Genomic DNA, 14,452 nt, shown 5'->3' with positions numbered 1-14,452 from the left:
TATGCAATTCAGTGCTGAAAAAGCTGTGATCTCGCCACTAATCCATAAAAAGAATCCAGTAAAGAAGCGTGGACTTTCCATCCAAACGACGAATATATTGCTTGGACTTATCTTACCAATTGCTTTGCTCCTGATTTGGGAGATAGCCGGAGCGATGGGAAAGTTAAATCCTATATTGCTGCCAAGGCCAAGTGAAATATGGCGGGAATTGGTTAGCTTGACCGCGTCCGGTGAGCTGGCGAAACATTTAGGCATATCTGCTTGGCGGGCACTGCTTGGTTTCTTAATTGGGGGAGGGCTTGGCTTAGCGGCTGGTTTGTGGGTAGGCTTTTCATACAAAACAGAACGTTTGCTGGATCCGTCGCTGCAAATGCTGCGCACGCTGCCCCATTTAGCAATTGCTCCACTATTTATTTTGTGGTTCGGATTCGGTGAAACCTCAAAAATATTGTTGATTGCCAAAGGTTCATTTTTCCCATTATACGTGAACACATTTCTAGGAATCCGTTCGGTGGACAACAAGTTGTTTGATGTTGGGAGAGTACTGCAATTCAGTAAATGGCAGATGGTGAGTAAGTTAATTATTCCAGCCTCACTGCCCAACATCTTTTTAGGTATCCGCTTGTCTGTAGGCATAGCTTGGCTTGGACTTGTCGTAGCGGAAATGATGGGCTCTAGCTCAGGTGTTGGCTATCTAATCAATGACGCGCGATCGTTTTCTTTGACCACAGTGGTATTTGTTGGGATCATCGTGTTTGCGGTAGTAGGTAAACTGTCAGATTCATTAGTAAAGCTGTTGGAATCGAGATTGCTAAGATGGCAGGACAGTTATAGAGGAGATAAAGGATCATGAGCAATCACCTATCCAGTAATAAAATAGAGCGTCACGACGATGGTTTAAGCTGGATTCCAAAAAAACTGCATGGTTGGATTGTACCTCTAGCTCTAGTGGTGATTTGGGAAGTGGCAGCTGCGCTCCATCTAGTCTCTGCGACGACATTGCCTGCTCCATCCTCCATTATTACGCAGTTCTTTTCTTTAATAGCTAGCGGTGAGTTGTTTCGACATCTGGGGATTAGCGCCTATCGGGCAGGACTTGGCTTTTTATTGGGATCTGCTACTGGACTGCTGCTTGGCTTATCTACAGGACTTGGGAAATTAGTAGAGCGTACACTGGATCCATCTTTACAGATGCTTCGAACGATTCCATTACTTGCCCTTATTCCGTTATTCATTTTGTGGTTTGGTGTGGGTGAGTTTTCTAAAATACTAATGATTTCATTAGGTGCTTTTTTCCCAGTTTATCTGAACACTTTTCTAGGAATTCGTGATGTTGATATCAAGCTTGTTGAAGTATCCCATATTTTCCAATACACAAGATGGCAGCTGCTTAGCAAAATGATTATTCCGGCTGCAATGCCTAATATTCTACTTGGTATTCGCTTATCACTTGGTGCATCGTGGCTTGTACTCGTCGTAGCGGAGATGATGGGAACAAGTGCGGGGATAGGCTATATGATTCAGGATGCCAGAGCTTATTCGCAAACAGATATAGTATTCGTTGGAATTTCAATCTTTGCAGTGATAGGAAAACTTTCGGATTCTGCAATTCGATTGCTGGAGAAAAGATGGCTGCATTGGCGTGATACATTCAAAGGTTAACGAACTCTAGAATTCGAAAGGCAGGGTCATTATGGGAACCAGAAAAGATCAGCTACATTTAGGTGCATTTATTTATTATTCAGGACATCATCATTATGGCTGGCGTCATCCGGAATCAGGAGCGGATAAGATCTTCAATTATAAATTTTATCGCGAATTGGCAAAAACCGCAGAGCGTGGAAAGTTCGATATGATGTTTTTGGCGGATTTGTTGTATGTGATGGGTGCGGATCAAGCTGCTTCGGGTATGCTGGACCCATTGACGCTGTTGTCAGCCCTTTCGACAGAAACAGAAAAACTCGGATTAACGGCTACCGTATCGACCACGTATAACGAACCTTATAATGTGGCTCGCAAATTTGCTTCTTTAGATCATATTAGTGAAGGCCGAGCAGGTTGGAATATTGTCACCTCCCAGCTCGATGTGGAAGCTTATAACTATGGGAAGCCGGAGCATCCAGAGCACGGACTTCGGTATAAAATGGCTCGTGAATTTGTTGAGGTGGCGACGCTTCTCTGGGACAGCTGGGAGGATGACTCTTTAATCGTTAACCGCGAAGAGGGACAATTTGCTGACGCGAAGAAGATCAAAGAAGTGGAATACAAAGGGGAGTGGTATTCTACAAAAGGAACCCTCAATGTTCCTCGCTCACCTCAAGGGTATCCTGTACTTATTCAAGCCGGATCTTCTGGTCCAGGACAAGAGTTTGCAGCTAGTTTTGGAGAGGTGATCTTTACGGCACAGCAGTCGCTTGAAGCGGCTAAGGCCTTCTATGAAAGCGTCAATTCCAAATTAGCAGATTACGGCCGTGAACGTGGCAGCTTAAAAATTATGCCGGGCTTGTCTCCGATCATTGGAGCGACCGAAGAGGAAGCCCAAAGTAAATATAAAGAACTGCAGGAGTTGATTCCTCCTGCCGCTGTTGTTGGTATGTTGTCTGGTATGTTGAGGTTTGACCTGTCTGAATACCCAGTAGATGGACAGCTGCCTGAGATTCCTGATCCAGTAGAAGCATCAAATGGAATGAAAAGCCGGGTTCAGCTGATTATGGATATGGCTCGTAAGGACAAATTATCGATATTAGAATTAGGCCGCCGTCTGCTAGGCGCACGAGGACATATGCAGTTTGTTGGAACCTATGAACAATTGGCAGATTTAATGCAATTGTGGTTCGAAGAGTACGGCTGCGATGGATTTAATATTATGCCACCAGTACTGCCGGGCAACTTGGATGAATTTGTGGATCATGTTGTGCCCATCTTGCAGGCACGCGGCTTGTTCCGTACTGAGTACACGGGGAGTACTCTTCGTGAACATTTAGGATTGGAGCGTCCGGATATCCGTCATTTCCAGAATCGTAGAGTGGCTGAAATAGGGGCTGGTAAATAAGCGGATTCACTCCTTTATTGGGTTTGGAAAACCAATGAAGGAGTATTTTTTATGTAAAAATAATGTGAATAGTAAAAGATCATCCCACCTGAAGCAATAACATTATATTTGTATTGGTTGCAGAAGTTTCGTGAATCGTTCCAGAAGCAATGTAACAAGTTTCTATTCCATCTGAGTATATTTTCAATATTTTAACGATCGATTCACCGTTTCCACGGATTATCTCACAAGTATTAGAAGGTACAAACAATGTTGCTCTTCTTGTGCCTGGCACTAGTGCCGCTCAGAAATTAGAGGATTTAATCGGCAATCAACCTGCTTACGGTACCACATTCCCTCCAAGTTACTGTCCTTGGCAGGAAAATTTGTTCCATGGTATATTCAGTGTACTAAGAAATCGCTCTTTTGGAATAGCTGACCGCACGTTCGATACAGCAATTGGACAACGGTCCGTTCCAGTATGGATGCCAGGAGGGAGACTACATGTTGGAGAATACCTGCCGCAATTTAGATGAACATCAGTACTCTATATGTCTGAAGCGGATTTATGAGCCGGCGGCTCCGGAGGACGGATACCGGATACTGGTGGACAGGCTGTGGGCACGCGGAATTACGAAACCGCAGGCGGCATTAGACGAATGGATGAAGGAGATTGCTCCAAGCCCGGAGCTGCGCAAATGGTTTGACCACATGCCGGAGCGTTTTGCGGCATTTAGTGACCGTTATATCCGGGAACTGGAGGAAGATCCGACGCGCGTGAGACTTGCAGCGACAATCCGTGAACGGGTGCTGAAACAGGATGTTACGTTGGTATATGCCGCGAAAGACCCAATACATAATCATGCGAATGTATTATATAAATGGCTGCTTTCCAGATAAAAAGCACACGGATCTCCCCCGAATCGTTAAGGATTTCGAGGGAGGCCCGTGTGCTTTTTTTAATAAATAAAATTAGATGCTGGGTGAATAGATTCATAATTAAATTGTTGTTCAATTGGAGTGCCGGTCCGAAAAACTCATAATGAATTTGCTCTTCTTTCATCCCGAGCCTGGGCAGTTCGCCAATCATCGCTTCCATTGTTGGGCGAATACACGCTGCAAGAATTACTGATTAACAAAGCTGATTTGCGTGCCATCCTGCAAGCTAGAAATGAGGTCACGCCTCCTCAAACAGAAGACGTTCTTCATCCCGGCTATGAATCGCGTTCACAACCAGCAGCGCGTGGAACTGGTGAAGCACCTCCGGAGTGAGGCCTTCTTCCGCAAGCAATGCTTTGACATCTTTTACTATAATCCGCAATAATTCATGATCACGTGTAAGCCCAAGAACTGCGTCTTGCAGGTTAGGATTTCTCCCGGCCATTTCCTGGTAGAACCCGTCTTCCTCCGCGTCAGCATGGCTGATAATCCGCGTCTCCCAGTACTCAATTAGATGTTCGGCGGCCTGATGCGCCACTTCAAATTCCTTCGCTTCCAGCAGTTCTTCCACTTCTTCGGTCTTGGCTACAGCGCCGGAGAGCCCGCCCTGATGAATGGCATGGTGGGCATGCAACTGGCGTAGTGAGGGTCCTGGCATGTTGCTTCATCCTCCCGTTTTTCGAAAATATAAGAATCTATATGTTTCATATGATAATGATCATTCTACTTCTCGCTGAAACGGTACCGTCTTCAAAAAAGGACGGTAAAGCCGTTTCCACTTGCCAGTATAGCACACGAATTTGCAGAGGAATTCCCGCTAAGGAATTCCCCGGACCAAAAAGAGGGAAGTCCCTAATGGGATCCTCTGCCCGGGAAGTAAACGGCAGGAACACAGCTTTTCTCCTCAGTGGGAAAGGCTTTTTGCTTTTTATTCAGATCGAGGGAATTCCCGAGGTTCAATAGGTGTTTCCCTAATGGGAAGCACGGCCGGGTAGATCCATAATGGTATTAATTGAATAAATTTTGAAGGGAGTGTTCTGGATCGATGAAGAAGAAATTCGGACTTAACTTTTTTAAACCGGTTGAAAGCTATTCCGGAAACTGGTCCATTCTTGAAGAGAAAAATAGAGATTGGGAGAATATGTACCGCCAGCGCTGGTCTCACGATAAAGTAGTGCGTACCACTCACGGAGTCAACTGTACAGGCTCCTGCAGCTGGAAGGTGTTTGTGAAGAACGGAATCATTACTTGGGAAAATCAGCAGATCGATTATCCTTCCTGCGGACCGGATATGCCGGAGTTTGAACCGCGCGGTTGTCCCCGCGGAGCTACCTTCTCGTGGTACGAATATAGTCCATTGCGCGTGAAATACCCGTATATCAGAGGGAAACTGTGGCGGCTGTGGCAAACGGCGTTGAAGGAGCATGACAATTACATCGATGCCTGGGCCAGTATTGTTGAAGACCCCGAGAAGGCTAGCCAGTACAAGAAGGCGCGCGGTAAAGGTGGACATATACGTGTAGCCTGGGACGACGCGCTGCGGCTGATCTCGGCCCAGCTGATCTACACGATCCGGAAATACGGTCCCGACCGCATCGCCGGCTTCACACCGATTCCGGCCATGTCCATGGTCAGCTACGCATCGGGGGCGCGATTCATATCACTACTAGGCGGTCAAATGCTCAGTTTCTATGACTGGTATGCTGATCTTCCTCCGGCTTCCCCGCAAATTTGGGGCGAGCAGACGGATGTTCCAGAATCTTCGGATTGGTACAACGCCGGTTACCTGATGATGTGGGGCTCTAACGTACCGCTAACTCGGACGCCGGATGCCCACTTTATGACTGAAGTACGCTATAAGGGAACCAAAGTCGTGTCGGTGGCACCGGATCTCGCAGAGAACGTCAAATTCGCCGACAACTGGCTGGCCCCGAATCCAGGGTCGGACGCTGCGCTTGCCCAGGCCATGACGCATGTCATCCTGCAAGAGTTCTACCAGGAACGCCAGGAGCCGATGTTCCTGAATTATGCGAAGCAATATACAGATATGCCTTTCCTGATTCTGCTTGACCCTCATGAGGATGCCCTTAAAGGCGGACGTTTCTTGCGGGCGAGTGATCTTGGAGATAACTCCCAGCACTCAGACTGGAAACCGGTAATCTTTGACGAGGTGGCTGGTGAGATGATGGTTCCGAACGGTACCATGGGGCAGCGCTGGGAGGAAGGAAAGAAATGGAATCTGATCCTCGAGCGGGAAGACGGCAGTAAAGTAGAACCCGCCTTGACCATCGAAGGCCACGGAGAAGAGTGGACGGAAATCGTGTTCCCGTACTTCGATAATGCCGGCAACGGCACCTTCAGACGGGTGATTCCGGCCCGCAAAATACGGCTTGCCGACGGTGCAGAACGTTATGCCGCCACAGTCTATGATCTGATGATGAGCCAGTATGGCGTCGCACGTACAGAAAGTCCGCTTAACGCAAAGGGATATGAGGATCAATCCTCTTATTACACCCCGGCATGGCAAGAGAAGATTACGACGGTAAAGGCGAGTGTCGTAGTTCAGATTGCCCGCGAATTTGCCCAGAATGCGATTGATACGGGTGGACGCTCTATGATCATCATGGGCGCAGGGATTAATCACTGGTTCAACAGCGATACCATCTATCGTTCCATTCTGAATCTAGTGGTGCTGACCGCTTCCCAAGGTGTTAACGGCGGCGGCTGGGCGCATTATGTTGGTCAGGAGAAATGCCGTCCGATTGAAGGCTGGTCAACGGTTGCTTTTGCCAAGGACTGGCAGGGTCCGGCACGTCAGCAGAACGCGACTTCGTTCTTCTATTTCGCAACAGAGCAATGGCGTTATGAGGAGAGCGGCACTGATTCACTGAAATCGCCGACTGGAGGGGATGTAGCTTACCAACATCCGGCTGACTATAACGTATTGGCTGCCCGTCTCGGATGGCTGCCATCCTTCCCGCAATTCAACAAGAACAGTCTTCTGTTCGCCGAGGAAGCCGCACAGCAAGGCAAGAAGACTAACAGCGAGATTATCAGTCACACCGTGGAAGAGATTAAATCACGGAAAACACGGTTTGCCGTGGAAGATCCCGGCGCACCGGAGAACTTTCCCCGTTCATTATTTATCTGGCGCTCGAACCTGATTTCAAGCTCTGCCAAAGGGCAGGAATACTTCATGAAGCATTTGCTCGGAGCTTCCGACGGTCTGCTGGCCGAGCCGAATGAAGAACAGAAACCGGAAGAGATTATCTGGCGTGAGGATGTCGAAGGTAAGCTCGATCTGATGGTTGCCCTGGATTTCCGGATGACGACAACACCCCTCTATGCAGATATCGTGCTGCCGGCCGCAACCTGGTATGAGAAAACAGATCTGTCGTCGACTGACATGCATCCGTTTGTTCATCCGTTCAATCCGGCAGTTAACCCGCTGTGGGAATCCCGGTCAGATTGGGATATTTACCGCCAGCTGGCTGAGGTATTCTCCGAAATGGCAAAATCGCATCTGCCTGGCGTTTATAAGGATGTTGTGATGTCACCGCTCGGCCATGATTCGGTAAGCGAGATCTCACAGCCGATGGGTCTTGTCAAAGACTGGACCAAAGGCGAAGTTCCGGCTATCCCGGGCAAAACAATGCCGAACTTTACTATTGTAGAGCGTGATTATACTAAAATTCATGACAAATACATTTCACTCGGACCTAACCTCGCAATCGGCAAAGCAGGCGCGCACGGCATCAGCTTCTCTGTCGCCGAAGAATATGAGGAATTGAAGAAGCTCAGCGGTATTTATTTCGATGAAACGATCAAAAACGGACTGCCGAAGCTGCAGACTGCCCGCCAGGCCGCAGATACGATTCTTCACCTGTCTTCGGCTACCAACGGGCGCGTGTCCCAGAAGGCTTACGCTGCAGCGGAGAAGGATTCAGGAGTAGAGCTGCGAGATATCTCGGCGGACCGGGCCGCAGAAAAGATTACGTTCCAGAGCATCACCGCACAGCCGCGGGAAGTCATTCCGACACCGGTATTCAGCGGGTCGAACAAGCAGGGACGGCGCTATTCACCGTTCACCACGAACATTGAACGTCTCGTTCCGTTCCGGACGCTGACCGGAAGACAGCATTTCTACATTGACCATGAAATCTTCCAGCAGTTCGGCGAAGCGCTGCCGGTTTACAAGCCAACGTTGCCTCCGATGGTCTTCGGGCCGCGTGACAAGGAAGTGAAGGGTGGACAGGATTCTCTGGTTCTGAGATATCTGACACCGCACGGGAAATGGAATATCCATTCGACCTATCAGGATAACCAGCACATGCTGACGTTGTTCCGGGGCGGTCCAACCGTGTGGATCAATAATGAGGATGCTGCGGCACATCACATTGAGGATAATGACTGGCTCGAAGTCTACAACCGTAACGGTGTCGTAACTGCACGCGCGGTTGTCAGTCACCGGATGCCGAGAGGCACCATGTTTATGTACCATGCCCAGGACAAGCACATTCAAGTACCGGGCTCTGAAATTACGGATACGCGCGGCGGAAGCCACAATGCGCCTACCCGGATTCATCTGAAGCCTACCCAGATGGTCGGCGGATACGCACAGCTCAGCTACGGTTTTAACTACTATGGTCCGATCGGCAACCAGCGTGATGTCTACGTAGCCGTCCGCAAAATGAAGGAGGTCAACTGGCTTGAAAATTAAAGCGCAAGTTGCAATGGTAATGAATCTGGATAAATGCATCGGCTGCCACACCTGCAGCGTGACCTGCAAGACGACCTGGACGAACCGTAAAGGTGCGGAATATATGTGGTTCAATAACGTGGAAACGAAACCGGGGATTGGTTATCCGAAACGCTGGGAAGACCAGGAGCTCTACAAGGGCGGCTGGCAGCTGCGCAAGGGGAAGCTGGAGCTGAAATCCGGCAATAAGCTGTCCAAGATTGCGCTCGGCAAAATCTTTTACAACCCCGACATGCCGGAGATGAAGGATTATTATGAACCGTGGACTTACAATTATGAGCATCTGACGAATGCAGGAGAGCAAAAGCATTCCCCGGTGGCGCGGGCTCATTCTGCTGTAACAGGCGAGAAGATGGATCTGGAATGGGGACCTAACTGGGAGGATGATCTGGCGGGAGCGCATGTAACCGGCCCGCTTGACCCGAATATCCAGAAGATCGAGGAAGAAATTAAATTCAACTTCGAGAAATCGTTCATGATCTATCTGCCGCGCCTCTGTGAACACTGCCTCAACCCAAGCTGTGTCGCCTCCTGCCCTTCAGGTGCGATGTACAAACGGGATGAAGACGGGATTGTTCTGGTCGACCAGGAAGCCTGCCGAGGCTGGAGATATTGCATGACTGGCTGTCCGTATAAAAAAGTGTATTTCAACTGGCAGACCAACAAAGCGGAGAAGTGCACCTTCTGTTTCCCGCGTGTGGAAGCAGGACTGCCTACGGTATGCTCCGAGACCTGTACAGGCCGAATCCGCTATCTCGGGGTTCTGCTGTATGATGCCGACAAGGTTCTTGATGCCGCATCCATCCCGGACGAGAAAGATTTGTACAAAGCACAATGTGATCTGTTCATGAATCCGCATGATCCGGAAGTCATTGCCCAGGCGAGAAAAGATGGTATCTCTGAGGATTGGCTGGAGGCAGCCCAGAACTCACCGGTCTATAAGCTGGCGATTGAGCACAAGCTTGCCTTCCCGCTTCACCCGGAATACCGCACACTGCCTATGGTGTGGTATGTGCCGCCGCTTAGCCCGATCATGAATTATTTTGAAGGTAAAGATTCGCTGAAGAATCCCGATATGATTTTCCCGGCTATCGAAGAGATGCGCACACCGATCCAGTATCTGGCGAACATGCTGACCGCAGGCGATACGGAGACCGTCAAAGAAGCCCTGCAGCGGATGGCCATGATGCGCTCCTACATGCGCGCTAAATCCTCAGGCCAAGGGTTTGACGCTAGCCGTCTTGAACGTGTCGGTATGACAGCACAGCAGACAGAGGAAATGTACCGGCTGCTCGCGATTGCCAAATATGAAGACCGTTTCGTGATCCCAACCTCCCACAAGGAGCAGCACATGAACCCTTACCGTGCCCAGGGCTCGACCGGTTTCGGAAACGGGATGGGCGATATGGGCTCCGGCTCCGGTTGTGACGGCTGCGGACCTGCCAGCTCTGCCGGCGACACGATGAAGACCGGCAAGGAAATGTATGAAGAGAATTTCTACGGGGGGATTTGGCGTGATTGATCTGATCAAACTGCATGATTACAAGGAATCCTTCGGTTATTTCGCCCTGCAGCTCATGTACCCGGAGAAGCTGGACTTTCATCCGGCTTTTCTGGAAGAGGCGTTTGACAGCACTCATCCGGGTTATGCCCATGTGCATACCTATTGGAAGCAAATGCAGAGCTTCAGTCTGGATGAGATTCAGGAGAGTTATGCCGCTACATTTGATTTTCAGAAGGACTGCGCCTTGTATATGACCTATTTCAAATTTGAGGAGGCCAAGGAACGGGGGCAAATGCTCGCCAAGTTGAAGCTTCTGTACGAAATGTTCGGTCTGGAAATGCCGGAGGAAGAACTACCTGATTATTTGCCGCTTATGTGTGAATTTCTATATGCCGCGCAGTGGTTGGAAGTCCCGGGAGCGCCGGAGAATTTCCGGATGCTGATAGCGATTCTTGAGGATGGTACGTATCATCTGCTCAAGGCTCTGGAACGAAATGAAAGTCCCTATTTCCATCTGGTCAAGGGATTGCGCGAAACATTAAAAGCTTGTGCTGAACAGGAGGCCCTGAGTCAATGAATATGCTGGGTCAGTTTTTATGGGTCATTTTTCCCTACATGTGTATGGTGATCTTTATCGGCGGACATATTTTTCGTTATCGTAAGGATCAGTTTAACTGGACGGCCAAATCCAGTGAATTTATTGAAAAGAAACAACTGAAATTCGGCAGCATTCTGTTCCACCTCGGAATTATGCCGGTTATCCTGGGCCATATTGGCGGGCTCGCTGTTCCGAAATCATGGCTGGAATCCATCGGCGTAAGTGATCATCTTTACCACATCGGCGCGGTATACATCGGGGGCATCTTCGGTGCAGCCACACTGCTCGGGATGCTGATTCTGACTTCGCGGCGCTTTACGCTTAAGAATGTCCGCCGTCTCAGCAGTGCATCGGACCTGATAGTCAACTCACTCCTCCTGTTTATCGTGTTTATGGGGATGTACTCTACCATTGTAACGAATGCCGTACAACCTGAGTTTGACTACCGCGATACGATTTCTGTCTGGTTCCGCGGCCTGTTCATGTTCCGTCCGGACCCGACACTGATGAGTGATGTGCCGTTTTCCTTCAAGCTTCACATCTTGTCGGGGTTTGCCATCTTTGCCTTTTGGCCGTTCACCCGGTTGGTCCATGTATGGAGTGTTCCGTTGAATTATATAGGCAGAAGTTATATCCTATACAGAAGAAATAAATCGAATTAACGGAAAGAGTTGCGTGGACTTCTTTTCCTGTTCTAATCGAGGAGAGAAAACGATGAACAATAAGGTGGATTATCAAATCGAGCTTGACCGGATCCGCGCAGCTCTAGGATATGACTTCATGTCGCTGGCTCTTGCTGAACCTGCGGAATATGACTATGTAATCCGGTGGAAATACGCCTCAGGGAACATTAATGACCGTTACAAACGGATTGTACTTCAATCCGGCAGAGGGATTGCAGGGATCGTGTTCAAGACCGGAAAACCGTTCTTAATCCCTTCTGTGCAGACAGATGTGAAGCCTGATACCTTGTTTAATTATCCCATTACTAAGATGGAGAATTTGAACAGTATTGGTGCTGTACCGGTGTGGAATGATGCCCGCGTCGCAGGCGTGCTTCTAGGCGGTTTCAGGGGTGAACGGCAGGTAACCGCTGAAATGCTGAGAGACCTGGACAGGGTAGCACGTAAGGGGATTGGAGACTTGAACGGGAAGGAATTGTTGCTCAGTTGATGACACCCGGAATGGATCTGCGGAGCCTGCTCATGACGAAGCTGTTCGAGAACAGCTCGGAGGCGATGTTCTTTTTTGACCGGCAAGGGAAAGCCCTGGCGATGAATCCGGCTGCCGAGAACATCGTTGACCAGGATATCCTGAAGCAGTTGTATCAGGGAAATCCGGAGGCACTATGCGGGACCTGCCGGGGATACACTAGTGAGACGGAGCTCCGCACATGCCTTAATTGTTACTTTCATACACCGGACTCAGAGGAATTTACCTCTTATCAAGTCTATCTGGAGACGAAAGATAAGGGGATTGTCCCTTATGCCGCCACCTTTCACACGATAGATGACGAGAATGGTATCAGAGTGTTTATGCTCAGGGATCTGAGCAGACAGTTCACGACACAAGAGAAGTTCTACCAGAACAAGATGATGAAGCATATCATTGAGGCGCAGGAGAATGAACGCAAGCGGATATCCCGTGAACTGCATGACAGCGTTGCCCAAGAGCTGATGAGTGCCGTGATTGATCTGCGTGTGCTCAAATATATGACAGCTGATGAACAGCTGCTGAAGAAGGTGAAGCAGACCGAAGTATCCATGACAAGACTTCTGAATGATATCCGCAACCTTTCCGTGGAGCTCAGGCCGGCTGCACTTGATGATTTCGGGCTGGAGGCTGCATTCCGGTCACACTTCAAGCGGATGGAACAAAGCTACGGACTTATAATTGAATATGAGTCCCGGCTTTTGGAGAAACGGTATGAGAGTGAGATTGAAACCGTCATGTACCGTGTATGCCAGGAAGCTGTGTTGAACGCCCTGAAGTATGCCCAGGTAGACAGCGTCAAAGTATCTCTTACAGAAAATGACGGCGTGCTGCGGCTTCTGATTAAGGATGAGGGAACAGGCTTCATTCAGGGAGACGAACCCAATGGAACCGGACTTGGTCTTTTTGGCATGCAGGAACGGGCGGAGCTGGTGGGTGGCACCTTCACCGTAGATTCAGGGATAGGTAGGGGCACAACCATTATTTTACAGGTGCCAGTAGGATTATCCCGAGGAAAGGAATGAGCTTCTGATGAAGATCGTCATTGCAGACGACCATGCGATCGTACGGAGCGGATTCTCCATGATTCTCAATTTTCAGGATGACATAGAAGTGATCGGAGCGGCGGCAGACGGGAGGGAAGCTTATATAATGGTTGCCAAATTCCGGCCGGATATTCTGATTATGGATTTAAGCATGCCTCCGGGCGAAAGTGGGCTGGTTGCAACCGGGAAGATTAAAGAGGATTATCCCGATACCAAAATCCTAATTCTGACGATGCATGACGATGATGAATATCTTTTTCATGTATTGAAGAACGGGGCCTCCGGTTATGTTCTCAAAAGCGCTCCGGACGAGGAGCTTTTGCTGGCCATCCGGACCATTTATGAAGGCGGCACTTATATCCATCCTAAGATGGCGACCTCACTGGTCCGTGAATTTATTAAGCAGGACAAATCCGGCGGTACAGAGGATCTGTTTGAGCTGTTGTCCAAACGTGAACTGGAGATCCTGCCGCTTATCGCCAAGGGATACGGGAACAAGGAAATCGCAGAGAAGCTGTTTATTTCGGTAAAAACGGTGGAAGCCCACAAAGCGAAAATTATGGAGAAGTTAAACCTTAAAAGCAGACCGGAGCTGGTCGAGTATGCTTTAAGGAAAAAAATGCTGGATTTCTGATTTGCAAATGGAGGGTTAGCAGGATGCCGGAAAATACAGGGCTCAAGTTTACGATGCCCGCCATGCGTATTCTTGAGAATGAACACCGCTATTTATCATTTCTGATGGAAGAATGGCATGCCCTTGTACTCTGGTTTGAACACGATCAGCCCGTTCTGGAAGAATCTAGGACACAGCTGCATAAGCTGCGTAAGGCGATTCTGGAGTTTACTGGTCCGTTGAAGAAGCATACTGTGAAGGAAGAAACGTTTTTTTTTCCGCTGCTTGGCAGTTATATCGGCTTTGAACAAGGACCACTGGTCGGCATCCAGGAGGAGCACCGCGAGATTGACGGATATATAGGGCATTTCCTGCATTACACAGAGGGCAATATAGATATGCTGCCGCTTGAGGATATCCGCGCAGCTGTTAAGGATGCAGGGGAGGCTTTTGAGGTTCTGACGGTACACTTTGTCAAAGAAGAGACTGTCATTTACCCGATGGCCGAGCATCAGCTGAGTGCGAAAGACAAAGAACGGTTAAGCCAGCAATTGAATACGCTCATTACGTGAGAATGAACAGGCTGCTCCTACTTGGGGCGGCTTTTTTGGGTCTTATTAAGAGAGTAGATAAGGTATTATGTTTCATTTGTGATAGGAGTGAATAAGTTCTGGAGCAAGGCCCCACTATGTGGGGTTATTTTATTTTTAGGGTTTCCCCTGTCAGGGAAAGGGGACTCCCCTATATCTG

The 14,452-nt window shown here is 48.9% G+C and carries 13 protein-coding genes; 12 read left to right on the top strand and 1 reads right to left on the bottom strand.

All coding sequences use genetic code 11. The annotated features are described in order from the left end of the window. Nucleotide 1: 1 nt before the first annotated feature. From PODO_RS20885 to PODO_RS20870, 4 genes are all read left to right on the top strand, one after another. Entirely contained in the window at nucleotides 2-853 is an 852-nt protein-coding gene (locus tag PODO_RS20885; RefSeq protein ID WP_038572516.1) for an ABC transporter permease, read from the top strand. Continuing rightward, nucleotides 850-1,662: an ABC transporter permease gene (locus PODO_RS20880; RefSeq protein WP_038572514.1), complete on the top strand. Its 813-nt coding sequence runs from the start codon at nucleotides 850-852 to the stop codon at nucleotides 1,660-1,662. Before PODO_RS20885 ends, PODO_RS20880 begins: the two co-directional genes overlap by 4 nt. A gap of 31 nt (nucleotides 1,663-1,693) precedes the next feature. Continuing rightward, on the top strand, nucleotides 1,694-3,052 hold the full coding sequence (locus PODO_RS20875; RefSeq protein ID WP_038572513.1) for an LLM class flavin-dependent oxidoreductase: 1,359 nt from the start codon (nucleotides 1,694-1,696) through the stop codon (nucleotides 3,050-3,052). A 483-nt stretch (nucleotides 3,053-3,535) separates the two neighbouring features. Continuing rightward, nucleotides 3,536-3,931 (top strand): DUF488 domain-containing protein, encoded by a 396-nt coding sequence (locus PODO_RS20870; RefSeq protein WP_051490895.1) that lies wholly within the window; start codon nucleotides 3,536-3,538, stop codon nucleotides 3,929-3,931. Between the two features lie 277 nt (nucleotides 3,932-4,208). Here PODO_RS20870 and PODO_RS20865 read toward each other — a convergent pair whose 3' ends face one another. Beyond that, complete coding sequence (locus PODO_RS20865; protein WP_038572511.1) at nucleotides 4,209-4,628, bottom strand: hypothetical protein; 420 nt, start codon at nucleotides 4,626-4,628, stop codon at nucleotides 4,209-4,211. Between the two features lie 387 nt (nucleotides 4,629-5,015). Between PODO_RS20865 and PODO_RS20860 the strand changes: the two genes are divergently transcribed. Genes PODO_RS20860 through PODO_RS20825 form a run of 8 tightly spaced genes read left to right on the top strand, consistent with a single transcriptional unit; the run spans nucleotide 5,016 to nucleotide 14,274 of the window. Further along, nucleotides 5,016-8,690 carry a nitrate reductase subunit alpha gene (locus tag PODO_RS20860; RefSeq protein ID WP_038572510.1) on the top strand — a complete coding sequence of 1,225 codons (3,675 nt, stop codon included), beginning with the start codon at nucleotides 5,016-5,018 and terminating at the stop codon, nucleotides 8,688-8,690. Next, entirely contained in the window at nucleotides 8,680-10,251 is a 1,572-nt protein-coding gene (narH, locus tag PODO_RS20855; RefSeq protein ID WP_038572508.1) for a nitrate reductase subunit beta, read from the top strand. The genes PODO_RS20860 and narH overlap by 11 nt, the downstream gene beginning before the upstream one ends. Then, nucleotides 10,244-10,810, top strand: a complete 567-nt coding sequence (gene narJ / locus PODO_RS20850; protein ID WP_036675989.1) for a nitrate reductase molybdenum cofactor assembly chaperone — start codon at nucleotides 10,244-10,246, stop codon at nucleotides 10,808-10,810. Before narH ends, narJ begins: the two co-directional genes overlap by 8 nt. Then, complete coding sequence (gene narI, locus PODO_RS20845) at nucleotides 10,807-11,493, top strand: respiratory nitrate reductase subunit gamma (protein WP_038572507.1); 687 nt, start codon at nucleotides 10,807-10,809, stop codon at nucleotides 11,491-11,493. The genes narJ and narI overlap by 4 nt, the downstream gene beginning before the upstream one ends. Before the next feature lie 52 nt (nucleotides 11,494-11,545). Then, nucleotides 11,546-12,004: a GAF domain-containing protein gene (locus PODO_RS20840; protein WP_038572505.1), complete on the top strand. Its 459-nt coding sequence runs from the start codon at nucleotides 11,546-11,548 to the stop codon at nucleotides 12,002-12,004. Nucleotides 12,005-12,015: 11 nt separating this feature from the next. Continuing rightward, entirely contained in the window at nucleotides 12,016-13,068 is a 1,053-nt protein-coding gene (locus PODO_RS20835; RefSeq protein ID WP_244886365.1) for a sensor histidine kinase, read from the top strand. A gap of 7 nt (nucleotides 13,069-13,075) precedes the next feature. Then, a complete protein-coding gene (locus PODO_RS20830; RefSeq protein ID WP_038572504.1) occupies nucleotides 13,076-13,723 on the top strand; it encodes a response regulator transcription factor in 648 nt (215 codons plus the stop codon). A 23-nt stretch (nucleotides 13,724-13,746) separates the two neighbouring features. Next, nucleotides 13,747-14,274, top strand: coding sequence for a hemerythrin domain-containing protein (locus PODO_RS20825; RefSeq protein WP_038572503.1), 528 nt, complete (start codon nucleotides 13,747-13,749; stop codon nucleotides 14,272-14,274). The last annotated feature ends 178 nt before the right edge of the window (nucleotides 14,275-14,452 follow it).

The sequence above is a fragment of the Paenibacillus odorifer genome, assembly GCF_000758725.1.
GTDB lineage: Bacteria > Bacillota > Bacilli > Paenibacillales > Paenibacillaceae > Paenibacillus_AQ > Paenibacillus_AQ odorifer.
Note: the sequence above shows the minus strand (reverse complement) of the source record. Positions and strands in the feature narration are given on the sequence as shown.

Excerpts from the sequence above, each read along its gene's own strand:
- PODO_RS20885 (WP_038572516.1), top strand. The coding sequence starts at position 2 with ATGCAATTCAGTGCTGAAAAAGCTGTGATCTCGCCACTAATCCATAAA.
- PODO_RS20880 (WP_038572514.1), top strand. The coding sequence starts at position 850 with ATGAGCAATCACCTATCCAGTAATAAAATAGAGCGTCACGACGATGGT.
- PODO_RS20875 (WP_038572513.1), top strand. The coding sequence starts at position 1,694 with ATGGGAACCAGAAAAGATCAGCTACATTTAGGTGCATTTATTTATTAT.
- PODO_RS20870 (WP_051490895.1), top strand. The coding sequence starts at position 3,536 with ATGTTGGAGAATACCTGCCGCAATTTAGATGAACATCAGTACTCTATA.
- PODO_RS20865 (WP_038572511.1), bottom strand. The coding sequence starts at position 4,628 with ATGCCAGGACCCTCACTACGCCAGTTGCATGCCCACCATGCCATTCAT.
- PODO_RS20860 (WP_038572510.1), top strand. The coding sequence starts at position 5,016 with ATGAAGAAGAAATTCGGACTTAACTTTTTTAAACCGGTTGAAAGCTAT.
- narI (WP_038572507.1), top strand. The coding sequence starts at position 10,807 with ATGAATATGCTGGGTCAGTTTTTATGGGTCATTTTTCCCTACATGTGT.
- PODO_RS20840 (WP_038572505.1), top strand. The coding sequence starts at position 11,546 with ATGAACAATAAGGTGGATTATCAAATCGAGCTTGACCGGATCCGCGCA.
- PODO_RS20835 (WP_244886365.1), top strand. The coding sequence starts at position 12,016 with ATGGATCTGCGGAGCCTGCTCATGACGAAGCTGTTCGAGAACAGCTCG.
- PODO_RS20830 (WP_038572504.1), top strand. The coding sequence starts at position 13,076 with ATGAAGATCGTCATTGCAGACGACCATGCGATCGTACGGAGCGGATTC.
- PODO_RS20825 (WP_038572503.1), top strand. The coding sequence starts at position 13,747 with ATGCCGGAAAATACAGGGCTCAAGTTTACGATGCCCGCCATGCGTATT.